At 46.3% G+C, this 23,098-nt stretch carries 25 protein-coding genes and 1 pseudogene; 6 read left to right on the forward strand and 20 right to left on the reverse strand.

The window, feature by feature from the left end; genetic code table 11:
• Positions 1-15: 15 nt before the first annotated feature.
• From FD967_RS07400 to FD967_RS07430, 7 genes are read right to left on the reverse strand one after another with little or no spacing between them, the layout of a single operon-like run.
• Positions 16-759, reverse strand: a complete 744-nt coding sequence (locus tag FD967_RS07400; protein ID WP_215325342.1) for a sulfite exporter TauE/SafE family protein — start codon at positions 757-759, stop codon at positions 16-18.
• A 10-nt stretch (positions 760-769) separates the two neighbouring features.
• Positions 770-2,488 (reverse strand): L-aspartate oxidase, encoded by a 1,719-nt coding sequence (locus FD967_RS07405; protein WP_215325343.1) that lies wholly within the window; start codon positions 2,486-2,488, stop codon positions 770-772.
• Positions 2,485-3,096 carry a fumarate hydratase C-terminal domain-containing protein gene (locus FD967_RS07410; protein WP_215325344.1) on the reverse strand — a complete coding sequence of 204 codons (612 nt, stop codon included), beginning with the start codon at positions 3,094-3,096 and terminating at the stop codon, positions 2,485-2,487. The genes FD967_RS07405 and FD967_RS07410 overlap by 4 nt, the downstream gene beginning before the upstream one ends.
• An 8-nt stretch (positions 3,097-3,104) precedes the next feature.
• A complete protein-coding gene (locus tag FD967_RS07415; protein ID WP_215325345.1) occupies positions 3,105-3,980 on the reverse strand; it encodes a fumarate hydratase in 876 nt (291 codons plus the stop codon).
• An 11-nt stretch (positions 3,981-3,991) separates the two neighbouring features.
• Positions 3,992-4,351 carry a succinate dehydrogenase, cytochrome b556 subunit gene (gene sdhC, locus FD967_RS07420; protein ID WP_215325346.1) on the reverse strand — a complete coding sequence of 120 codons (360 nt, stop codon included), beginning with the start codon at positions 4,349-4,351 and terminating at the stop codon, positions 3,992-3,994.
• Positions 4,348-4,698 carry a succinate dehydrogenase gene (locus tag FD967_RS07425; protein WP_215325347.1) on the reverse strand — a complete coding sequence of 117 codons (351 nt, stop codon included), beginning with the start codon at positions 4,696-4,698 and terminating at the stop codon, positions 4,348-4,350. Before FD967_RS07425 ends, sdhC begins: the two co-directional genes overlap by 4 nt.
• Entirely contained in the window at positions 4,695-5,426 is a 732-nt protein-coding gene (locus tag FD967_RS07430) for a succinate dehydrogenase/fumarate reductase iron-sulfur subunit (protein ID WP_215325349.1), read from the reverse strand. Before FD967_RS07430 ends, FD967_RS07425 begins: the two co-directional genes overlap by 4 nt.
• Before the next feature lie 82 nt (positions 5,427-5,508).
• On the opposite strand from FD967_RS07430, the gene FD967_RS07435 reads away from it, so the two are divergent.
• The gene (locus tag FD967_RS07435) at positions 5,509-6,408 is read left to right on the forward strand and encodes a LysR family transcriptional regulator (RefSeq protein WP_215325351.1); all 900 of its coding nucleotides are present in this window, start codon (positions 5,509-5,511) and stop codon (positions 6,406-6,408) included.
• A 152-nt stretch (positions 6,409-6,560) separates the two neighbouring features.
• Here the strand turns inward: FD967_RS07435 and FD967_RS07440 are convergent, their stop codons facing one another.
• The 10 genes from FD967_RS07440 to uvrB all read right to left on the reverse strand — a co-directional run bounded on the left by FD967_RS07440 (position 6,561) and on the right by uvrB (position 15,788).
• Positions 6,561-6,929, reverse strand: coding sequence for a Rap1a/Tai family immunity protein (locus tag FD967_RS07440; protein WP_215325352.1), 369 nt, complete (start codon positions 6,927-6,929; stop codon positions 6,561-6,563).
• 17 nt (positions 6,930-6,946) lie between these two features.
• A complete protein-coding gene (locus tag FD967_RS07445; protein ID WP_215325353.1) occupies positions 6,947-8,062 on the reverse strand; it encodes a DUF3300 domain-containing protein in 1,116 nt (371 codons plus the stop codon).
• A 49-nt stretch (positions 8,063-8,111) separates the two neighbouring features.
• Positions 8,112-8,450, reverse strand: coding sequence for an ISC system 2Fe-2S type ferredoxin (gene fdx, locus FD967_RS07450; protein ID WP_215325354.1), 339 nt, complete (start codon positions 8,448-8,450; stop codon positions 8,112-8,114).
• An 18-nt stretch (positions 8,451-8,468) separates the two neighbouring features.
• Entirely contained in the window at positions 8,469-10,334 is a 1,866-nt protein-coding gene (gene hscA / locus FD967_RS07455; RefSeq protein ID WP_215325355.1) for a Fe-S protein assembly chaperone HscA, read from the reverse strand.
• A gap of 18 nt (positions 10,335-10,352) precedes the next feature.
• The gene (gene hscB / locus FD967_RS07460; RefSeq protein WP_215325356.1) at positions 10,353-10,892 is read right to left on the reverse strand and encodes a Fe-S protein assembly co-chaperone HscB; all 540 of its coding nucleotides are present in this window, start codon (positions 10,890-10,892) and stop codon (positions 10,353-10,355) included.
• Complete coding sequence (gene iscA, locus FD967_RS07465) at positions 10,858-11,181, reverse strand: iron-sulfur cluster assembly protein IscA (RefSeq protein ID WP_046330505.1); 324 nt, start codon at positions 11,179-11,181, stop codon at positions 10,858-10,860. The genes hscB and iscA overlap by 35 nt, the downstream gene beginning before the upstream one ends.
• A 19-nt stretch (positions 11,182-11,200) precedes the next feature.
• The gene (gene iscU, locus FD967_RS07470) at positions 11,201-11,587 is read right to left on the reverse strand and encodes a Fe-S cluster assembly scaffold IscU (RefSeq protein WP_046330506.1); all 387 of its coding nucleotides are present in this window, start codon (positions 11,585-11,587) and stop codon (positions 11,201-11,203) included.
• A gap of 57 nt (positions 11,588-11,644) precedes the next feature.
• A complete protein-coding gene (locus FD967_RS07475; protein ID WP_371819285.1) occupies positions 11,645-12,904 on the reverse strand; it encodes an IscS subfamily cysteine desulfurase in 1,260 nt (419 codons plus the stop codon).
• 43 nt (positions 12,905-12,947) lie between these two features.
• On the reverse strand, positions 12,948-13,517 hold the full coding sequence (locus tag FD967_RS07480; RefSeq protein WP_215325357.1) for a Fe-S cluster assembly transcription factor: 570 nt from the start codon (positions 13,515-13,517) through the stop codon (positions 12,948-12,950).
• Between the two features lie 117 nt (positions 13,518-13,634).
• Positions 13,635-15,788, reverse strand: a complete 2,154-nt coding sequence (gene uvrB, locus FD967_RS07485) for an excinuclease ABC subunit UvrB (protein ID WP_251369128.1) — start codon at positions 15,786-15,788, stop codon at positions 13,635-13,637.
• A gap of 149 nt (positions 15,789-15,937) precedes the next feature.
• On the opposite strand from uvrB, the gene FD967_RS07490 reads away from it, so the two are divergent.
• The 5 genes and pseudogenes from FD967_RS07490 to FD967_RS07510 all read left to right on the forward strand — a co-directional run bounded on the left by FD967_RS07490 (position 15,938) and on the right by FD967_RS07510 (position 20,299).
• Positions 15,938-17,137: an amino acid aminotransferase gene (locus FD967_RS07490; RefSeq protein ID WP_215307952.1), complete on the forward strand. Its 1,200-nt coding sequence runs from the start codon at positions 15,938-15,940 to the stop codon at positions 17,135-17,137.
• A 42-nt stretch (positions 17,138-17,179) separates the two neighbouring features.
• Positions 17,180-18,478 (forward strand): polyhydroxyalkanoate depolymerase, encoded by a 1,299-nt coding sequence (locus tag FD967_RS07495; RefSeq protein ID WP_215325358.1) that lies wholly within the window; start codon positions 17,180-17,182, stop codon positions 18,476-18,478.
• 60 nt (positions 18,479-18,538) lie between these two features.
• A pseudogene (gene rsxB, locus FD967_RS07500) lies at positions 18,539-19,222 on the forward strand (electron transport complex subunit RsxB); the annotation flags it as partial.
• Between the two features lie 2 nt (positions 19,223-19,224).
• Positions 19,225-19,881: an endonuclease III gene (gene nth / locus FD967_RS07505; protein WP_215327232.1), complete on the forward strand. Its 657-nt coding sequence runs from the start codon at positions 19,225-19,227 to the stop codon at positions 19,879-19,881.
• Positions 19,874-20,299: a DUF1841 family protein gene (locus FD967_RS07510; RefSeq protein WP_215327233.1), complete on the forward strand. Its 426-nt coding sequence runs from the start codon at positions 19,874-19,876 to the stop codon at positions 20,297-20,299. Before nth ends, FD967_RS07510 begins: the two co-directional genes overlap by 8 nt.
• Here FD967_RS07510 and FD967_RS07515 read toward each other — a convergent pair.
• The 3 genes from FD967_RS07515 to aceA form a co-directional block, all read right to left on the reverse strand.
• Positions 20,296-21,171 (reverse strand): DMT family transporter, encoded by an 876-nt coding sequence (locus FD967_RS07515; protein WP_215325362.1) that lies wholly within the window; start codon positions 21,169-21,171, stop codon positions 20,296-20,298. The two genes, FD967_RS07510 and FD967_RS07515, sit on opposite strands and share 4 nt — an antisense overlap.
• Positions 21,172-21,206: 35 nt before the next feature.
• Positions 21,207-21,647 (reverse strand): HIT family protein, encoded by a 441-nt coding sequence (locus FD967_RS07520; RefSeq protein ID WP_215325363.1) that lies wholly within the window; start codon positions 21,645-21,647, stop codon positions 21,207-21,209.
• A 113-nt stretch (positions 21,648-21,760) separates the two neighbouring features.
• A complete protein-coding gene (gene aceA, locus FD967_RS07525; protein WP_215325364.1) occupies positions 21,761-23,059 on the reverse strand; it encodes an isocitrate lyase in 1,299 nt (432 codons plus the stop codon).
• Positions 23,060-23,098 lie beyond the last annotated feature (39 nt).

A 23,098-nucleotide genomic window follows, 5' to 3' on the forward strand; every position in this document is an offset into this window, starting at 1 on the left:
TGCCTAGAAAATATTTTATGTAATCTGTCTAAGCAACAACATTGAACCCGCAAACACCAATATTGATCCATAGGCGATACGCATAGAAGCATTGCTAAGTTTAGTGTGAACATGGGAGCCTGCCCAAATTCCCAAGAAAGTCACTGGCAGTAGGCAAACCGCAAGGCCGATTACCTCCCAGCTCAAGATGAGTCCCGTAACTAGCATTAAGGTTAGCCGCAAAAATGTCAGCATAAAAATAGCGAATGCCATCGTTGCACGAAGCACCTTGGGATTATTAATTCTTAAACCGAGGTAAGAGACGTACACCGGTCCCCCTGTAGCAAAAAGGGCTGTAAATACACCACCAAAGAATCCAAATGGTACTGCCCACCATTTTTTAATCGGATCTCTGGACTCGATATTTCTCTGAACCAAAACACGAATACCGTTAATGGCTGCAAATAGCCCAAGAATTAACAGCAAGGGCTCGCTTGGTGCTCTTATCAATAAAAAAATACCCAATATCATTCCGATTAAGCTAAAAGGAAATAGCCATTTCAATTCTTGAATGTTTGCATCGCCGGATGACTTCCTGCCGACATAAAGTGAGGCGCAGATATCAATGATGACCATCATTGGTACCACAACCTTTAGCGGATACATCTGAACCAATAGAGGTACAGATACTATTGACGAGCCGAATCCAGAAATGCCAAAGATGAAGAATCCGCAAAGAACTATTAAAGCTGCTAGCGCTAATGAGGCTGGCTCAATCAATTCAAAAATATTAAGCCTCTACTAAGACTGTCTCGCCCGGCTTGACCATCGTAAATTGAACGGGTCTATTTTCAATTTTTAAACCTCGAGATTGCAGATGGACTGCCGTGAAATAAGAGTCTTCCAAAGATCCTGCATCAGGAAAATCCTCGCGATAGTGTGCCCCTCTTGAGTTTTCACGAGAAAGAGCGGCCTCTGTGACAGACTTGCTCACCAAAATGAGATTATTTAGATTCATCCAATCCTGCCATGTAACACTGTACTGCCTTTGAATGTCACCCACTCCCATTTGGTTTAACTGCTGACCTAACTGATCTAACTTGCTACGAGCACGCAATAAACTGTCTTTAGTTCTAGATATACCTACGTCATCCCACATGCACTCTGCAAGAGCATCTCGAATCGATTCGATATCACCTGCTGGCCGCTCTAATGGAGCCTCATGCGCTGTAATGCTCATGCGCACCTCATCCATATTGCACTCTTGTAAAGTTTGAGACATCACCCAATGTGCCATTTCCTCGCCAGCTATACCGCCATATACCGTTGAGTTTGCAACACCATTGCCGCCAAGGCGATTTGCTCCGTGAACACCGCCGGTATCTTCTCCGGCCGCAAAAAGTCCTGGCAATTCAGTGCTGCAATCTTTCTTGAATATAAGACCACCCATCATGTAATGCGCAGTTGGAACCACCTCTACTAGATCTCCTGCCAAATCAAAGCCACTGTCAGCACATCGCTCGACCATACCTTTAAATAGCTTGCGCACATTATCAGGACCTAAGTGACTCATCTGAATATAGACACCGCCGTTCGGAGTTGCTCTACCGGCTCTTATTTCAGAATTAATAGATCTAGAAACAATGTCTCGTGTAGCGCGCTCATTACGCGGATCATAGTTACCCATGAAGCGCTCTTGATTTCCATTCAAGAGATAGCCACCAGCGCCACGTAAACCCTCCTCTAGAACTGTACCCGTCATACGAGTGTCTAAGCCAGCGAGAAGTCCGGTTGGGTGAAATTGCACCATCTCCATGTCGCGCAAAGTAAGACCCGCACGAAGTGCCATGGCTAGGCCGTCACAACTCTTGTCACCCGAAGGTGTGTGGTACTTGTACATTGTTGGTCCGCCACCTGTAGCTAACAAAACCGCTTTAGCTCGTACCAGTGTGAACTGACCAGTCGTCATATTGAGCATTAATACACCAGCGAGTGACTTTCCATCCACGCTATGGATTAACTCAACCGCCCTATGCTCCTCAAGACGGTGAATTCCTCTAGCCCACACTTGCTCAGCCAGTCGACTGATAATTTCAATTCCAGTTAAATCGCCCTTGTGGACAGTGCGGTCAAAAGTTTGTCCTGCAAACGCTTTTTGATGAACTGTGCCATCTGGATTGCGATCAAAGAAGCAGCCGAGCTCATTCTCAAGCTCACGAATGCGTTCAACCGCCTTACTTACCAACGTCCAGGCTAACTCTTGGTCTGACAACCATTTACCACCCTCGATTGTGTCCATAAAATGACGTTCAACAGAGTCCCCCTCTGCCAGTGCAACGTTATAGCCACCTTGCACCATTCGAGTACAACCGCATTTACCTAGCAATCCCTTTACAGCAATAGTGATATGTAGATTTGGATTGGTTTGGTGGGCGTGCAGAGCCGCAAAAAGTCCTGCACCACCAGAACCTAGAATAAGAATGTCTGTCTCAAGAGTGCTGATATTCATAAGGAAATTCCTAAGCTCTTTAATACCGCCTCTTTGTTACGCGCAACATCACTTTTCACTTCTTGATAAATACTGCCACCATGACTATCCATTGCCACTAGCAAAGGGCCAAAGTCTTTAATCTTGAAGCGCCACAGAGACTCTGGATTGAGATCATCCATGTCAACGTCTTCAATTTGCTCAATCCAGGTTGTCTCAAGTGCTGCTGTACCTCCAATAATTGCCAGATACACGCCACCAATTACCTGAAACGCTGCGGCAGATTCTTCCCGCATACCGCCCTTACCTACAATCATTCGAACACCATTTTCAGTCATCAATGGGCGAGTAAAGCGCTCCATGCGATCTGAGGTAGTGGTGCCAATGCAGATGGGTTGGTATCCAGCCGGAAACTCCACACTCACAGGCACCTTGCGCACATTCGGCGCCGTATGAATCACTGCATGACCATTGAGATCAAAGCGAGTTTTTCGACCCTTATCAAACATATGAATCTGCGTAGCATCCCGAATACCAAATAAAGTATTTTGAAGAGTCACTGTGTCATTAATACGCAGCTTTCGAATATCCGATTCGCTAACAGGAGTTGGAAGGTTATAGTGGGCCATCTTGATTCCTAGAATCCGTAAGTCACACCATCAGGCGTGAAGGTTGCTCGCGCTCTACGCGCTGAGTGACACTGCATATTGACAGCTACTGGATTTAAGGTGATGTGAGTATGGGCAAGCTCTATATGCACGGCAAACGCTGTGCCATCACCACCCAAGCCTTGAGGGCCAATACCCAATTTATTCACGGCAGCAGTTAATTCTTGCTCTAACTTGGCGCCTTCTTCATCGCTGCATACGCTACCCAATGCTCTTGTAGCGGCACGCTTAGCCATGGCAACACATTGCTCAGAGGTGCCACCGATACCAACACCGACGATGGTTGGCGGACAAGTCTTGCCTCCCGCAGAAACAACGCTCTCGATAACAAATGCTTTAACGCCATTAATTCCATCAGCAGGAATAGCCATCTTCAAAAAGGAATTGTTTTCTGAACCACTACCTTTGGGAACCATCTCGATTTCAATCATCTCTTCATCATCACAAAAATCGATGCTGATTGCCGGCATATCAATACCGCAAGATGTGTGATTATTCTTGCGCGTAATCGGATGTACTACAGAAGATCGCAATGGGTATTCAGTAGTTGCACGCTCGCAACCTTTACGAATCGCCGCCTTGAGCTCCATGCCATCAAGCTGCACATTACGACCAATCTTGACTTTGTAAATTGGCAAACCAGTATCTTGGCAAAGTAGATTATCCTCGCGCTCTGCAACAGCTATGTTGGTGATCATGGTTTTGAGGACCACCTGTGCACGTGCATCTGATTCGCCCCGATTTAAGCGCTCAATACCCGCTTTGACATCATCTGGCAGCACTTTTAAGGCGCGAATATAGAGCTCCTTGCAAGCCTCCTCAACTGCTTTCATTTGCAACCGCATAAATTACCCAATCAATTTGCCAAATACAAAAATAGAAGGCCGCAAGTAATACCAAACAAAATAGCTACTTGGGTCCAAGCCTTACGCAATCCGCGCCATGAGCCAAACTCAATCATGATGAGTCGAATTCCGCCCACTAAATGGATCGCTAACAAAATAACCAACGCCCACTCTCCGAATTTAAAAGCCCAAAAATCCGTTAAGCCCAGATAGCGCTCAAACCCACTGGCGCCACGCAAAGACTGAGACAGCATTAAGAAATGTAAGGGGATGAAGCAAGCGAGTAGCAGTCCGGAGAAGCGATGGCATGCATAAGCAAAGTAGGAGAGATGAGACTTCGCGCGTAAATCGAGCTTTGGCCTCGGGCTCATAACGCACCTCCGGTATAGACGCCAATCACTGCTGTGGTTCCAAGAATGAGAATCAGGATTGCTAGGAGCGAAGATAGGGTCTTAGAAATGAATCCCTTAGAAAACGTTTCTTCGAGAATATTGGCCAAGCCAATAGGCGCATGTACAAAGCAGGCTAAAACAAAAATCTCATAAAAAATAGCAAAAGCAATATTGCCTTGAGTACGCCCCAGAATTTCCTCAGCAGTTAAGCCGCCGCGTATTGCATAAAAAATGATGACCAGGTGGATACTGACGCAAAGACCTAAAACCATGGCGCTGATTCTTTGGGCATACCAAAGCTTTGCCTGCATCACGGCTTGACTCATAACTTGCCCCACTTGCTTCCTCGCACAGCAGCTCTTGCTACTAACTTTTTCAAGCCAGCAATACTAGCCGTAGGTTCAAGCTTCTTAGGGCAACGCTCTGTACAGGATCCCTGCGTATGACATGCGTGGCAACCTTCATCACCAGCAACAGCACGAAGTCGATCTAATTGCTGCACATCACGCACATCATTCGTTAAGGTCCAAGCACGATTCAAGGCGGCTGGCCCGAGGTAGTTAGGGCGGCTCTGAACAACTTCACAGGAGGAATAGCACACTGCACAACCAATACATTCGATACCAGCATTGGCTAATTGACGTTCAGGTGACTGCGGCTCTACTCTTGCAAAATCATCATGACGGGTTTTATCCCCCTTGAAGAAACCAACCGCACCCTTCCACTTATTAAAGAACTCTCGCATATCTGTAGCAAGGTCTTTAATGACTGGCAGATTATTCAGAGGGGCAATCTCCAGGGAATCCCCTTCAACAATTTTGGAAACGTGAGTACGACAGGTCCAGCGAGCAACGCCGTTCACTGTCATGGCGCAAGAACCACACATACCTACCCGACAAGCGAATCGGTAGCTGAGAGTTGGATCTAGCTTACGCTGAATAAAGGTAACGACATCCAGCACCGTTTGATTTGGATTTCGAGGCACCAAATACTCAACAAACTCACCCTCTTGAGCGCCGCGCCAGACTTTTACTTTGAGATCTGTATTAGACATGAACTCATTATATCGATAGATAGTAAAAAATAAATCGAATATAATTTTCTACGAGATAAAAAAATACTTTATATTTAAACCCATGTCTAGCATTCGAGTACTCAAGAACTTCCTGGCTATTTCAAGGCATAAGAGCGTGGCAGCCGCTGCACGTGAAATAGGCCTTACGGCTGCTGCCGCAGGACAGCAATTGCAACTGTTAGAAGCAGATATTGGTGTTGAGCTATTTGATAGAACCAAACGCTCCATGACCCTCAATCACCATGGCAGATCATTGGTTGAACCAATTCAGGAAATTATTGTCCGCTACGAGGCCTTGGGGTCAGACTTTAAATCCGAACTCAGTGGCACTATTGTTCTAGGCGCACTGGTCTCAACCTTAATGGGTGCCTTTGGAAATACATTGAATGAGCTCAAGCAGAACTATCCAGAACTTGAAATTAAACTCATTGCAGGTCTTTCTAGTAACTTTCTGGAGCAAGTAATCGAAGGTAGCCTGGATGCAGCAATAGTGACTGAGTCACCCTATGTATTACCCCAAAATATTCAATGGACCGAACTATATACAGAGCCTATGATTGTGATCTATCCGGCAATCAAAAATAAAAAAGGATTTACACCAAAGGAGTTGGCAAATCAATTTCCATTTATCCGTTTTGAGCGAAACACATGGACTGGCCACCTCGTAGATCAAACCATTCGGGCAAATAAATTAAATATTAAAGAAGGTATGGAGCTCAATTCAGTAGAGGCGATTATTGAGCTTGTAAGACAGGGGCTTGGGTATTCCATTGTTCCCAAGCTAGCTAACGTCTCTTGGGAAAATGACCGCCAATTAAAGATATCTGAATTGCCTGGAAAAACAATTTACCGAAAAGTTGGCTTACTAGAAAAACGTAAACATTCTCGTGAAAATATTACCCAAGAGATTAAGAAATACTTCTTAGATGAAGTTATTACAAAAAGAAAAACCACCCCGTAGGGTGGTTTGAAAGAAAAACTATGGAGGTACTGCCTAAGAATGAACAACAACTTCATCGTATTCCAGTGAAAGCCTACCCCAATGAAGTATTGCTTACTTAATGTGCGCAATGCCTTACATTGGTGCAATGGGTGTTAGTGCCTAAGCACCCGCTATTTACAGGGATACTTTGCTTTAAAGAATCGATCCAGCGTCTTAGCTGCGCGCTCCTGATTGAATTGGGGGTTATTTTGATTCCAAGTCAGGAACTCCTGAAGAATGACTTCTCTTGTGCCAGTTTCCGATGAGAAGCAAATGCTCGGCTTTTGTTTTGAATTTCGGTTGGCAAGATAGGCCTGATAAACACCCTCGCCAAAGCCAAAGCAAAAGTTCTGCGCATCCGCATCGTTAAAATTTTTGCACAGCTCAACCAATGCAGCGGTAGATGCATCATTCTTAGGCAAGTCAGACTGAGCAAAAGTGTTTGCCTGCAACAGTAAGACCGCACCAATGACGAGTGAGATTGTCCGGAATAGTTTCATAGTGTCTTCTTTAAAGATTAGCGCCTAAATCCACCCATACGACCAGCACCAAAACCACCACGACCACTGAATCGGTCATCATTCATTCGGTCATATCGCGCTTGGTCTCGCATGGCATTTTCTTGGGCTGCCTCACGGTAGGCATTTGGATTGTTTCGATCCTGCTGGTAATCATTTCTGGCCTCTTGATTTAGGCGATCAGCTTGAGCGCGCTCTTGTGGCGTAGCATTTTTTTGAAAGGCATTGTCAGCCCTCTGTCCGGCCGCTCTTGCGGCCTGTCGATCTTGTGGAGTCGCATTATTTTTCCAATCGCTCAGAAGTCGCTGTTGGTTCTGAATGCTACTCGGGCCAATTAGCCCCCTATTCGTTCTTCCAGGAGAATTTGTATTATTCACATTAATCGTGCCGTCAGACCAGCTAGGTGTGGACCAAAAGGCGCCACCTACTGCCATCCCAAGACCAAATGACATCATTCCCCAGGCAGGGTTGTAAGCAGGATATGGCGGGTAATCTGGATAAGGCCACGCCCCATAAACAACAGTGGGGTTATAGCTCGGCACGTAGACAAGTTGAGTGTTGGCGGGACCAATTAATACGTTCGAGTTAGCGTCAGTACTTACTGTAATTTGCTGATTTGTTTTGAGAGTTCCAGCTTGAACGGCACGCTTGCGTAAAACCTGCACCGCCTTCATCGTATCTGCTGGTTGTAGCTTATAAGCATTACCCAGATTTTGGGTCCACTGTAATTTACTACCCATCATATTGAATGCTGGCGGGAATGAGATCAGTGACTTCACGCTATCGTTCCACGATTGCACTTTGAGAGCATCTTGCAATGCAGTGCCATTTAGACTGGAGTTGCTATTGCGCCAGTTATAGGCCTCGGCCACCTCTAGTGGATAAGTTGATGCCAACAGCATCAATGACAGCAAGGAGTCTGGATATAAGGCAATCGGAGAAAGCAGGGACTGCAATTGCTCTGATGAGATCAACTGTGGTGAACTGTTATAGCCACCACTTTGAGTGTAGGACTGTGGGTAATCCATATTTTGATAGGGATCACTATTATTTGAGCAAGCACTCAAGAGCGCTGTAAGCCCAATCAAATATCCTACTTTATTCTGAATATTCATACACTCATTAATCCTCTTGTATTTCTAGAGTGTAATACCGAGCCAGAAATTAGTGATTTTCTTTAGCGTGATTGATAGAGTACCTCGGGATCTCAATGACTAAATTCTGACGCGCCACAATAGCCTGGCAAGATAAGCGAGACTGAGGATTCAGGCCCCATGCACGGTCTAACAAATCCTCTTCATTCTCATCAGGCTCATTCAGACTCTGATAACCCTCTTTCACAATCACATGACAGGTAGTGCAAGCGCAGACCATATCGCAAGCATGTTCAATCGGAATATTATTTTCTAGCAAAGCTTCACAAACAGAGGTGCCTGGAGTGACTTCAAGCACCGCACCTTCAGGGCAATACTCGGTATGGGGTAGAACAACGATCTGAGTCATTTTGGTAATTTTCTTTTCTTAAATTTCTGCAACATTCTTACCGGCTAATGCCCTCTTAATACTGGCATTCATGCGCTTTTGGGCAAACTCGTCGGTTGCCTTGGCAGCATGATCGACTGCTTTTCTGAGAATGGCACTGTCAGTTTCTTCTGTAAGCATCTTTTGCAAGACGACCATTTCTTGATCAACCTCAGCCTGCTCTTGAGGATTCAACAATCCACGATCAGAATCCAAAGCAGTTTGCACAGCATCCAATAAACGCTGTGCATTCACCTGCTCTTCACGCAAAGATCTGGATAGGAGATCCACTTTGGCCGAAGCAAATCCATCTTGCAACATGCGGGCAATCTCAGCATCAGTCAAACCATAGGATGGCTTGATATCAATTGAGGCTTGCACACCTGAAACTTGCTCCATGGCGCTTACAGAAAGCAATCCATCCGCATCTACTTGATAGGTCACACGAATGCGGGCAGCGCCTGCAGCCATTGGCGGGATGCCACGCAATTCAAACTTACCTAAAGATCGACAGTCTTGTGCCAACTCTCGCTCGCCCTGCACCACCTGAATCGCTAGGGCAGTTTGGCCATCTTTAAAAGTCGTGAAATCCTGAGCACGCGCTACCGGAATGGGTGTATTGCGAGGAATAATTTTTTCCACCAATCCACCCATGGTTTCAATACCAAGCGATAGTGGAATGACGTCTAAGAGGAGCCACTCATCATCCTTACTTTGATTGCCAGCAAGTAAGTCAGCCTGCATTGCGGCACCTAAAGCGACAACCTGATCTGGATTGAGATTATTTAAGGGTTTGGTGCCGAAGAGTTCGCCAACCGCGCGTTGTACATGAGGCATGCGAGTTGCTCCACCAACCATCACGACGCCTTTGACTTCATCAGCCTTAAGACCGGCATCGCGCAAAGCCTTCTTCACGGCAGCCAAAGTCTTGTTAATTAAGTTTTGGGTTATATCAAAAAACTGTGCCTGACTCACTCCCACGTTAATCACAGTGCCATCTGCAAGGGTTTCATGAACACGTGCTAATGGGTTATGACTCAATTGCTCTTTAGCATGTTTGCAAGAGAGTAAGAGCTTACGGTGATCCTGAATCGACAGTGGTGGAAGCTTAGCTTGCTCAATCACCCAACAATAGAGACGATGGTCAAAATCATCGCCGCCCAAAGCAGAATCGCCGCCAGTAGAGAGCACTTCAAATACCCCTCTGCTCATACGCAAAATGGAGATATCAAAAGTCCCGCCACCCAAATCGTAAACTGCGTAAATGCCCTCGGAGGCGTTATCTAAACCGTAGGCAATGGCAGCAGCAGTAGGCTCATTGAGGAGACGTAAAACTTCAATGCCAGCCAACTTTGCAGCATCTTTAGTGGCTTGACGCTGAGCATCATCAAAGTAGGCGGGCACGGTTATCACTGCACCAACGATGTCATCATTAACAGAGTCTTCTGCCAATTGGCGCAAGCGTGCCAGAATTTCTGCTGAAACTTCAATGGGACTCTTGTCACCCGCTACCGTTTTGATCTTGAGCATCCCAGGCTCATCAACGAAGTCGTAGGGAGTGCTTTCGATATTCTCTACATCAACAATACCCCGACCCATGAAACGTTTCACAGAAACGATCGTATTTTTAGGATCAGAGACAATGCTTTCTGCAGCCTCAAAACCCGCTTGGGTTCTGCCATTTGGGAGATAACGCACCACTGAAGGGAGTAATTCTCGCCCTTCTGAATCAGGGAGCACCTTGGGCAAGGCATCTCTCACAATCGCCACCAAAGAGTTGGTGGTACCCAGATCAATTCCAACCGCAATCCGACGCTGATGCGGAGCAAGTGATTTACCAGGTTCGGAGATTTGTAATAAGGCCATGGGGTCTAATGTGTAAAGCTATACCAAAGCTGAGATAGCATCATCTAGCTCTAGGGCAAACTTATCGATAAAAAGCAGGCCCCTGAGTAACTCAGCTGCGCGCTCATAGTTCTTAGCCCCATCGATAGCCTGTGTAATTTCTACCAAGAGATCTCGTTTAGCTTGATCAACCTCTTCAGCTAGAGCTTCCAGAGCACCGAGATCCTCATCCTGATCTTCGAGACTTTCACGCCATTCCATTTGCTTCATCAGAAAAGCAGCCGGCATAGCCGTATTAGTCTCGAGGCGCGCATCCACTTTGTGAAGTTGGCAAAGATAGAGCCCACGCTGAATGGGATTTTTCAAAGTTTGAAAAGCAGTATTTGCTAAGGTAGCCATTTGCATTGCCAATCTTTGCTCGGTATCGCTACCGCGAGCATGGCGATCAGGGTGCACTTCTTTTTGGATCGACAAATAGGCTTGATCCAATGCAGACAAATCTAGGTTGAATTGCTGTTCTAAACCAAAGAAACGAAAGTAATTGTCAGACGCGGAAGGATTCACCACAACCACACTCATCTTTTACATTCGGGTTTTGGAACTTAAAGCCTTCGTTCAAACCTTCACGTACAAAGTCTAATTCGGTGCCATCTAAATAGGCTAAGCTCTTGGGGTCAATAAAGATGGTAATGCCATTAGATTCAAATTTCGCATCTTCAGGAGCAGCCTCATCCACATATTCCAGTTGATAGGCCAAGCCTGAGCAACCAGTAGTGCGAACACCTAAGCGTAAGCCGCAACCTTTTCCACGCTTATCTAAATTGCGCTGAACATGTTTAGCTGCTTTGTCGGTTAAGGTAATTGCCATGATGAAAGCCTCTTTATCTTTACAGGGCCGGATGCTTTTCTTTGTAATCAGCCACTGCTGCTTTGATGGCATCTTCAGCCAAGATAGAGCAATGAATTTTTACTGGTGGCAAAGCTAACTCTTCAGCAATCAAGGAGTTCTTAATCTCTAAGGCTTGATCCAAGGTTTTGCCTTTAACCCACTCAGTGACTAATGAGGAGGATGCAATCGCGGAACCACAGCCATAGGTCTTGAACTTGGCATCTTCAATCACGCCTTGATCGTTTACACGAATCTGTAGCTTCATTACGTCACCACATGCAGGTGCACCGACCATACCAGTACCTACTTGGTCATCGCCTTTTTCAAAAGAACCCACATTGCGGGGATTTTCATAATGATCAATTACTTTGTCGCTATATGCCATGGTATTTCCTCGTTATCTCTTTTGTCTTCTAACTTGCTTAAATATATTCAATATTACTTAGTGCGCTGCCCACTGGATGGTGCTGAGATCAATACCATCCTTAAACATTTCCCACAGAGGTGAAAGTTCGCGTAGCTTCGCAATCTTCTCTTTAACTAATTTGATCGTGAAATCTACTTCTTCTTCAGTAGTAAAGCGTCCCAAAGTAAAACGAATTGAGCTATGCGCCAATTCATCATTACGACCAAGAGCGCGCAATACATAAGAGGGCTCTAAGGATGCTGAAGTACATGCAGAACCAGAGGAAATGGCCAGATCTTTTAACGCCATCAACATCGACTCACCCTCAACATAGTTAAAGCTGATGTTGAGATTATGCGGAACACGATGCTCCATGTCTCCGTTAACGTAAACCTCTTCAATATCCTTCAAACCGTTGAGCAAGCGATCACGCAACGCGCGGATGCGAGCATTGCCCGAGGCCATCTCAAGGCGTGCGATACGGAAAGCCTCGCCTAAACCAACGATTTGGTGGACGGCTAAAGTGCCAGAACGCATACCGCGCTCATGTCCGCCACCATGAATCTGCGCCTCAATACGAATACGGGGCTTACGACGCACAAATAAGGCGCCGATACCTTTAGGACCATAGGACTTGTGAGCAGAAAAGCTCATTAAATCCACTTTAGTTTTCTCTAAATCAATTTCAACTTTACCGGTGGCTTGCGCTGCATCCACATGAAAAATCACACCACGTGAGCGGCATAGCTCCCCAATACGTGGGATATCTTGGATCACGCCAATCTCATTATTGACGTACATCACTGACAACAAAATAGTGCCTGGCTTCATTGCTGCTTCCAGCTGAGCGAAATCAATCAAACCGTTTGGCATGACATCTAAGTAAGTCACTTCAAAACCTTCGCGCTCGAGCTCACGACAAGTGTCTAAGGTGGCCTTATGTTCTGTCTTCACGGTAATGATGTGGTTGCCACGATCTTTATAAAAGTGTGCCGCACCTTTGAGCGCCAAATTAATGCTCTCGGTTGCACCACTAGTAAATACAATCTCCCTTGGGTCAGCATGAACCAACTGAGCCACTTCTGAACGCGCCCACTCAACCGCTTCCTCTGCAGCCCAACCGTAGGCATGGCTACGAGATGCGGCATTACCAAACTGCTCACGCAAGTAAGGCAACATCTTATCTACCACGCGCGGATCAATCGGAGTAGTAGCCGAATAGTCCATATAAACCGGGAAATGCTTAGGACTAAACATCGGTATTGACTGCTGGGGAATGTCTTGCGGTGCGTTCATTTTTTGCTTATCGATTAATAGGTAAGGAGATTAATCTCTTGGATTAACTTTGCCGAGCTAGATTAAAAACAGAATTCACAAGAGGGCGCTTCGGGGCGTCTTCTTTCTTTGCTGCGACTGCTGGTGCTAGCTTTTCTGCCTTAACACTGTCAGCCTTGATTTTCTTGGGGCGCAAATCATGCAATACGATCCCGCGTCCAGATTGCTGTTGCACCAAGTCTCGTAAAGACACGGAACTCAAGTACTCCACCATCTTGGCATTCAGGTTTGACCAAAGATCATGAGTCATGCAATGACCTTGGCTTTCTTCATCGGTATGACAGCTTCCTTTGCCGCCGCATTGAGTTGCGTCTAGGGGTTCATCTACGGCCACAATAATATCGGCTACGCTAATTTCCTCAGATTTACGGGCTAGGGTGTAACCACCGCCAGGACCACGAGTACTTTCAACGATATTGAAACGGCGTAACTTGCCGAACAATTGCTCTAAATACGAGAGGGAAATCTTCTGTCTTTGGCTAATTCCAGCCAAAGTTACAGGCCCGTGCGTCTCACGCAGGGCTAAATCGATCATTGCGGTTACTGCAAAACGGCCTTTAGTTGTAAGTCTCATATGTCACCTTGGTAATGGATTGTTATGGACAGCTAACAGTCGGGCGGGTAATACCCGACCATTCCACTCAACTTTACCATATACCCCACTAAATTGCTCGGGCATTAACCCCTCAACTTAAATGGCGTCCCGGGAACGTGCCCCAAAAGCCATTTCCTTCACCTTAGTCAATCTATCGCGGGTAGAGGCAGCCTTTTCAAACTCCAAATTCTTGGCCTCAGAGTTCATTTGCTTCTCTAAGCGCTTGATTTCACTCGCTAAATCCTTCTCACTCATATCCTCATAGCGTGCCCGCTCCTGCTCAACCTGCATCTCAGAGCGCTTCTCTTTAACGTCATAGACCCCATCAATGATGTCTTTAATACGCTTTTTAACGCCCCGCGGCTCAATACCATTCGCCTTATTGAAAGCAATTTGTTTGGTGCGGCGGCGCTCTGTTTCGCCCATTGCCCGCTTCATGGAATCGGTAATGCGGTCAGCATACAAAATCGCCTTACCTTTGACGTTTCGTGCCGCCCTACCAATAGTTTGAATCAAACTACGCTCAGAACGCAAAAAGCCCTCTTTATCCGCATCCAAAATGGCGACTAAAGAGACCTCTGGAATATCTAGGCCCTCGCGTAATAAATTAATACCTACCAATACGTCAAAGACACCTAAACGTAAGTCACGCAGAATTTCAACTCGCTCCACCGTATCAATATCGGAGTGTACGTAGCGTACTTTTACTCCGTTATCCGATAAGTAATCCGTGAGTTGCTCAGCCATACGTTTTGTTAATACCGTTACTAAAACACGCTCATGGACTTTGACACGCTCATGAATCTGATTCAGCAGATCATCAACTTGAGTACTTGCTGGCAATACTTCGATTTCTGGATCGACTAATCCGGTTGGTCTTGCCACTTGCTCTACCACTTGTCCCGTATGCGTATTTTCGTAATCAGCCGGCGTTGCAGAGACAAACACGGTTTGACGCATCTTGGTTTCAAACTCAGTAAATTTGAGTGGGCGGTTATCCATTGCTGAAGGCAAACGGAATCCAAACTCTACTAAGGTATGTTTGCGAGACTTATCGCCGTTATACATCGCGTTGAGCTGACCTATGAGGACATGACTCTCATCTAAGAACATGAGTGCGTCATTGGGCAAGTAGTCCACCAAGGTAGGCGGCGCCTCACCAGGCATAGCGCCTGAGAGGTGGCGAGAGTAGTTCTCAATACCTTTGCAGAAGCCTAATTCATTGAGCATCTCGAGGTCAAAGCGGGTACGCTGCTCTAAACGCTGCGCTTCAACCAGCTTGCCGTCTTTTACAAATTCATCTAAGCGAATGCGTAACTCTGCTTTGATGGTTTCAATTGCCTTGAGAACCGTATCACGCGGCGTGACGTAGTGCGAGCTTGGATAAACGGTAAAGCGTGGAATCTTCTGACGAATCTTTCCAGTGAGTGGATCGAAGAATTGCAAGCTCTCAATAACATCATCAAACAGCTCAACGCGCACCGCTAATTCATTATGCTCAGCCGGAAAAATATCAATCGTGTCACCCCGGACCCGAAAAACACCGCGCTTGAAATCGGTTTCATTACGGTCGTATTGCATCGCAATTAAGCGCATCAAAATATCGCGCTGACTCATCTTGTCGCCAGGGCGCAAAGTCATCACCATGCTGTGATAGTCACCCGGATTACCAATACCGTAAATTGCGGACACAGTGGCTACGATGATGACATCGCGCCTCTCCAGCAAACTCTTGGTTGCAGATAATCGCATTTGTTCAATATGTTCATTGATAGATGAATCCTTTTCAATAAACAAATCGCGTGTCGGAACGTAGGCCTCCGGCTGGTAGTAATCGTAGTAACTAACAAAGTACTCCACCGCATTTTTAGGGAAAAATTCCCGAAACTCACTGTAGAGCTGGGCAGCTAAGGTCTTATTTGGGGCAAAAATGATGGCGGGACGACCTGTCCTCGCAATCACATTAGCCATGGTGAAGGTCTTACCCGAGCCAGTGACCCCCAACAGCGTCTGAAAGGTCAAACCATCCTCAATGCCGGCCACTAAAGCGTCAATTGCAGCCGGCTGATCGCCTGCGGGCGGAAATGGCTGATAGAGATGGAATGGGGAATCTGGGAAGGAAACGAATTTGGCTGGGTCTAAATCGTGGCCCACCTCACCCAAAGGATCGGCTACAGGGGTTTTCTTGCTTTCGGCAACTTGGGAATTCGAGGAAGTTTTAGGCAACTTGGGGGGCATCTCAGCTATCATTTCAACTGTAAGTTTTAGTTCACAGCGAATTTTGTACAAACATCGATTTTGCCGTTTTTATTTGGAAATAGTTGAATCTAGCCTCAAAAACAGCCACTTAAAGCAAATTTAACTGAAATATCCCCTTATCCACCTTTTTTGACCATCAAATGAACCTTTTTACTTCAGTCCAGCTAGCCCCTAAAGACCCTATTTTTGGCCTCACAGAAGCCTATGTTGCCGACCAACGCGCAGACAAGGTCAACCTAGGTGTTGGCGTTTATTACACCGACGAAGGCAAGGTACCTCTTTTGAAAGCGGTGATTCAAGCTGAAGAGGCGATTGTTGCAAAGCACTCACCACGCAGCTACATTCCAATCGAAGGCCCAAATCCATACAACAGCGCAGTTCAGAACTTATTGTTCGGCACCGACTCATCCCTCATTAAAGATGGTCGCGTGGTTACTGCTGAGTGTCTTGGCGGAACTGGTGCATTGCGCGTTGGCGCTGACTTTATCAAGCGCCTTAACTTAAATGCGCCTTGCGCAATTAGCAATCCAACTTGGGAAAACCACCGCGGCATTTTTGAATCCGCTGGCTTTGAAGTAGTTGAGTACACCTACTTCGATGGCAAAACCCGCGGCGTAGATTTTGATGGCATGGTGAAGTCTTTAGAGTCTTTCCCAAAATACACCACCGTATTGCTGCATGCTTGCTGCCACAACCCAACCGGTGCTGATATTACCGAAGCGCAATGGCGTCAAGTGATCGATATCTGCAAAGCGAAAGAACTCATCCCGTTTTTAGATATGGCTTACCAGGGCTTTGCCGCTGGGATTGAGCAAGATGGTATTGCAGTTCGTTTGTTTGCTCAGTCTGGCATGTCGTTCTTTGTGTCGAGCTCTTTCTCCAAATCGTTCTCACTGTATGGTGAGCGCGTTGGCGCTTTGTCTATCGTGACGCAAAGCAAAGATGAATCCACTCGTGTCCTCTCTCAATTGAAGCGCGTAATTCGTACAAATTATTCCAATCCCCCGACTCACGGCGCTGCGATTGCTGCCGCTGTTTTGAATTCACCAGAACTCAGAAAGCTGTGGGAAGATGAATTAGCGCAGATGCGTGATCGCATTAAAGCAATGCGTCATGGTCTCGTAGAAAAATTGGCTGCTGCTGGCGTAAAGCAAGACTTTGCTTTTATTGAGGCTCAGCGTGGCATGTTCTCTTACTCTGGCTTAAGCGCTGAACAAGTTGAACGACTACAAAAGGAAGATGGTATTTACGCCCTCTCCACAGGTCGTATTTGTGTAGCCGCCCTCAATACTAAAAATATTGATAAGGTAGCTAAAGCAATCGCTCGTGTATTAGCATAACAAGGCGTCATAAGCGGTTACACTGGATTATCAGGAGGCATCATGCTATATCAGTTACACGAATTTCAAAAAGCCTTACTTCAACCAATGAGCTCATGGGCTCGCGCTGCGTCTGAAGCATTTATCAACGCTTCCAATCCAGCATCAAAGGTTCCGGGGTCTGAACGTCTAGCTGCAAGTTATGAACTTCTCTATCGTCTTGGTAAAGACTATAAGAAACCAGAATTTGGTATCCGCTCTGTACAGGCACATGGTCGCGAAGTAGCGATTCATGAAAGAACGATTGTTGCTAAACCATTCTGCAACCTCATTCGCTTTAAGCGCTTCTCTGACGATCTCGATATCATCAAGAAACTGAAAGATGATCCAGTGGTGTTGGTGGTTGCACCCCTATCTGGACATCATTCCACCTTATTGCGCGATACAGTACGCACACTCTTACAAGATCACAAGGTCTATATCACTGACTGGATTGATGCTCGCATTGTTCCTGCGGACGCTGAGGATTTTGGCCTAGATGATTATGTTCACTATATTCAAGATTTCATCCGCGCGATCGGTGCGGAGGACTTACATGTTATCTCTGTCTGTCAGCCAACAGTTCCTACCTTAGGCGCAATCTCATTGATGGCCTCGGCCGGAGAAAAAACACCGGCTTCCATGATTATGATGGGCGGCCCAATTGATGCACGCAAATCACCAACCGCTGTTAACAACTTAGCGGATCAAAAGTCTTATGACTGGTTTGAAAGTCATGTGATTTACAGAGTACCTCCAAGCTATCCTGGTGCAGGCCGCAAAGTCTATCCAGGTTTCTTACAGCACACTGGCTTTATTGCCATGAACCCACAGAACCATATGCAGTCGCATTGGGACTACTTCCAAAACTTAGTCCGCGGCGATGAGCAGGACGCTGAAGCGCATATTCGTTTTTATGACGAGTACAACGCTGTTCTCGATATGGACGCCAAGTTCTACTTAGACACAATCAAAACTGTATTCCAAGACTATTCCCTACCGAATGGTACATGGGCAGTATCTGGCGATCTAGTGAAACCACAAGATATTAAAAAAACTGCGCTTCTTACTGTAGAAGGTGAGTTAGACGACATCTCCGGTAGCGGACAAACTCGCGCAGCACATGCCTTGTGCGCAGGAATTCCAAAAGCCGATAAGGATCACTACGAAGTTGCTGGCGCTGGTCACTATGGCATCTTCTCAGGTCGTCGTTGGCGCGAAAAGGTGTATCCAAAGATTAAATCGTTTATTCGTGAGCACCAAGGCGTTCAGAAGAAAACCCGTGCTAGACCTCCCAAACTAGAGGGCTCAAAGTCTGCATAAATCAGCGGCGCGACTTTCGAGTCGCGCTTCTCGTTTTAGGGCGTGCAAATTGCAATGAACATGAAGCAGACGAAAGAACTTGCAGATCGTCTCGAGGATATTCTTCCTCAAACCCAATGCACTAAATGCAGTTACCCAGATTGCCGAGCCTATGCAGAAGCAATGGCAACTGGCGAGACCTTGCCCAATCGCTGCCCTCCCGGCGGAGTAGAAGGCATTAAACGCCTGAGCGCAATGCTGGCACCCACCTTTCCTCAAGATGCGTTTGAGCTACACCCTACGATCAATTCTGAATGCGGCTTAGAGCGCCCTAGACCTGTTGCATTCATCGACCCTAAGACTTGTATTGGTTGCACGCTCTGTATCCAGGCTTGTCCTGTAGATGCCATTGTGGGAGCCTCTAAGCAGATGCATGTGGTCTTAGGTGATTGGTGCACGGGTTGTGATCTATGCATTCCTCCTTGCCCTGTAGACTGCATCACCATGCTCGATGTGACTGACAAACAAACTGGCTGGGATGCCTGGTCTCCAGAATTAGCGGATATGGCGCGCGCAAGATATGCAGCTCGTAATGTCCGATTGGATCGCGAGCAACGTGACAATGACGAGCGACTAGCAAAGAAAGCTGCCGCCAAACTTGTTATCGTGAACGCGGAGAATCCTGATTCAGAAGCCGCCCTAAAAGAGCAGGAAAGAAAGCGAGCCATCATTGCCGCTGCTATCGCGCGAGCCCAGCAACAAAAATGATGAATCTGCAAAAGCGCCAGGCTTTCTTTGGGCTACTCAGGGAAAACAATCCCCATCCAGAAACCGAATTGGAATATAGCTCCCCGTTTGAACTACTCATTGCTGTATTGCTATCGGCACAGGCAACCGATATTTCAGTAAACAAAGGTACGCGTCAGCTATTTAAGATTGCCAATACGCCTCAAGCCCTTCTGGATCTGGGCGAGCAAGGTGTGAAGCCCTTCATCCAGCACATTGGCTTATTCAACTCCAAAGGCAAACATATTCAAGAGACTTGTCGACTGCTGCTTGAAAAGCATGGTGGCGAAGTACCTCAAAATCGCGAAGAGCTAGAGTTACTCCCAGGGGTTGGCAGAAAAACTGCGAACGTGATTCTCAATACTGCCTTTGGTCAACCTACTATGGCAGTCGATACCCATATTTTTAGAGTCTCGAACCGAACTGGTTTGGCGCCTGGTAAAGATGTTGTGAAAGTTGAAGAACAGTTACTCAAACGCATCCCGAAAGAGTTTTTAATGGATGCGCACCATTGGCTTATCCTGCATGGCAGATATACCTGCAAGGCCCGTAATCCTGATTGTGAACACTGTATTGTTGAGCCTCTCTGCGGCTTTAAACAGAAAACTGGCAAAGGAAAAGTTCGTGGCAATATTTAACCCCACCCGCGAAGAGGTAAGGCGCTTTTTTTGTGACACCTGGAAGAAGAAAATTGGGGATCAAATTCTGACGCCAATGGAAACGCTTGCTAGCGACTGGATGGTGGAGCACCCGGAATATCATGCTCTCCTAGCAGATCCGGAAGGCGCAATTGCACAAGACTACACGCCAGAGCGCGGTGAGACCAATCCCTTCTTGCATCTCTCAATGCACCTGTCAATTAGTGAGCAAATCTCCATTGATCAACCACTAGGTATTAAAGAAGTCTCCGAAAAGTTAGCAAAGAGGATGGGGTCTGAACATGAAGCTCAGCACGCCATGATGGAATGCTTGGGACAAGTCATGTGGGAGGCGCAACGTGAGGGACAAGCACTCAGCCCCGAGAAATATCTTGAGGCGCTACAGAAACTGATCTAGTGACTGCGCTTCACGAGCATTCGCTTGCTCAGAATTACGGTAGAGACAACCAAAAAAGCAAAGACCATATTCATTAAGGTGATGCGGTCATCCAAGAAAAAACTTGAGGCCAGCAGTGTACAAAAAGGCTGAATCAATTGAACTTGGCTGACCCTTGCAATTCCGCCGATAGCTAGACCTTCATACCAAAAGAAAAAGCCTAAATACATCGGAAATATACTCAGATAGACAAAGCTTGTCCAAGCAACTACATCAGCACCCCAATACGATGAAGAAAATGTGAAGTAAGTTGCCACGATATTAATAGGCAATGAAATCACTAGCGCCCAGGAAATTACAGTACGTGGGTTCATCTTTCGAGATAGTTCCCCGCCCTCCACATACCCCACGCAAGCGCAAATGCCGCCCAGCACGAGCAGGATATCGATATAGGTAAAACTTCCAGCACTTTTAAGAAGGGCATACATCATTACCAGTGCAGCACCTAAAATTGATACAAGCCAAAAACCGATAGAGGGGCGCTCCTTGAAGCGAATGACTCCAATCACTGTCGTAGCTAAGGGCATCATCCCCAAAATAACAGCGCCATGAGAGGACGAGCCCTCCTTCATAGCTAATGTAGTAAAAATTGGAAATCCAAAAACTACACCCAATGCAATCACAGCAAACTTTACTAAGTCAGTTTTACTGGGGAGCGGTACTCGCTTATACGCAAGATAGCTTAAAGCAACTAAACCGGCTAAGGAAGCTCTACCAAATGCAATGAAGTAAGGATTAAAGCTTTGAACAGTAATTTTACTTACCGGCAAGGTTAGGCTAAAAACAAGAATACCAATAAAACCAATGAGCATTCCCTTAGTTTCTTTATTCACTATCAACCTTGGGAGAAAAAACTACTGAACCATTTTTAAGAAAGTGTGGCGATAGCAGCTTTAATTGCTGCGGGCAATTGACTGGCAAGCTGTTGGCGTTCCGCTAATTTACTCGGCGGTAATTCTTGAACTTTTTTTGACCACGCAGATCCTGGAAAGAAGGCATCGTCCTGATACCTTGGAATCACATGCCAATGTATATGAGGAACCATATTGCCTAAGGCTGCAATATTGACCTTATCTGGACACATCACATGCCTTATCGCCTCCTCTACCGCAAAGACTAGCGACATCAGATGTTCGCGCTCACCATAGGTCAGATCGGTCATCTCAGCAATATGGTGATTCCAGATCACACGGCAAAAGCCAGGCAGATCAGGATCATTCACCAGGATGACTCGGCAGTCATCTCCACGCCAGATCAATTGACCTTCTTCAGGTCTAAGCTCTTCTTTACAGAGTACGCAATTAGTCATGGGAAGAATGTAAACGAAAACGGCATCTAAGTCACCCTTGTGGGGTAATTTAGATGCCGTAACAGTAAGGGCGGATTCTTTTACTGTTCTATTATGAACTAACTAGGGATTTCTTAATGAAACTGCTCTTCTTCTGTAGAACCAGTCAATGCTGTTACTGAAGACTTACCACCTTGAATTACTGTAGTGACATCATCGAAATAACCAGTACCCACTTCCTGCTGATGCGATACGAACGTGTAACCACGATCACGAGCAGCGAATTCTGGCTCTTGCACTTTCTCGATGTAGGCACTCATACCGCGCTTCATGTAGTCTTGAGCCAAATCGAACATGTTGTACCACATCGAGTGAATACCAGCGAGGGTAATAAATTGATACTTGTAACCCATTGCACCTAATTCGCGCTGGAACTTCGCAATCGTTGCATCATCCAAGTTTTTCTTCCAATTGAAGGATGGTGAGCAGTTGTAAGCCAACATCTTGCCCGGGAATTTCGCACGAATGGCTTCAGCAAACTTACGAGCAAAATCTAAGTCGGGTGTGCCGGTTTCACACCACACCATATCAGCGTAAGCGGCATATGCCAAGCCACGGGAGATCGCTTGATCCAAGCCCTTACGTGTTTTGTAGAAGCCTTCTGGAGTGCGCTCGCCCGTCAAGAATGGCTTGTCGTTTGCATCATAATCTGATGTCAACAAGTCAGCAGCTTCCGCGTCGGTACGAGCCAAGATGATTGTTGAAACTCCCATTACGTCAGCAGCCAAACGTGCAGAAATCAATTTCTGCACTGACTCAGCCGTAGGCAGCAATACTTTGCCTCCCAAGTGACCGCACTTCTTAACGGAAGACAATTGATCTTCGAAGTGAACGCCAGCTGCACCCTGTTTGATTAATGCTTTGCTTAACTCGAATGCATTCAATACACCACCGAAGCCTGCTTCAGCATCAGCAACGATTGGGGCGAAATACTCGATATAGTCTGCGTCACCTTTATAAATGCCTTTAGCAGTTTGGATTTCATCGGCACGTTGAAATGAGTTATTGATACGCTCAACCATTTTTGGAACTGAATCTACTGGATACAAGGATTGGTCTGGGTACATCGCTGCAGAGGAGTTACCGTCAGCAGCAACTTGCCAACCTGACAAGTAGATAGCTTGAACGCCAGCCTTAACCTGTTGCATTGCTTGACCACCAGTCAAAGCACCCAAACAGTTAACGTAGGCTTCGTTGTTCACCAATTCCCAGAGACGCTCAGCGCCATGCTTAGCTAAGGTGTGCTCAATCTTCAACGAGCCACGAAGGCGAACTACGTCTTCAGCCGTGTAACCACGAGTAATACCTTTCCAGCGTGGATTGGTATCCCAGTCTTTTTGTAGTGCTGCAATTTCTGCTTTGCGATCTGCCATGTTTTTCTCCCTAAGTTAAACAAGTACATCCAATATTGA

The organism is Polynucleobacter sp. JS-Mosq-20-D10, assembly GCF_018687755.1.
GTDB lineage: Bacteria > Pseudomonadota > Gammaproteobacteria > Burkholderiales > Burkholderiaceae > Polynucleobacter.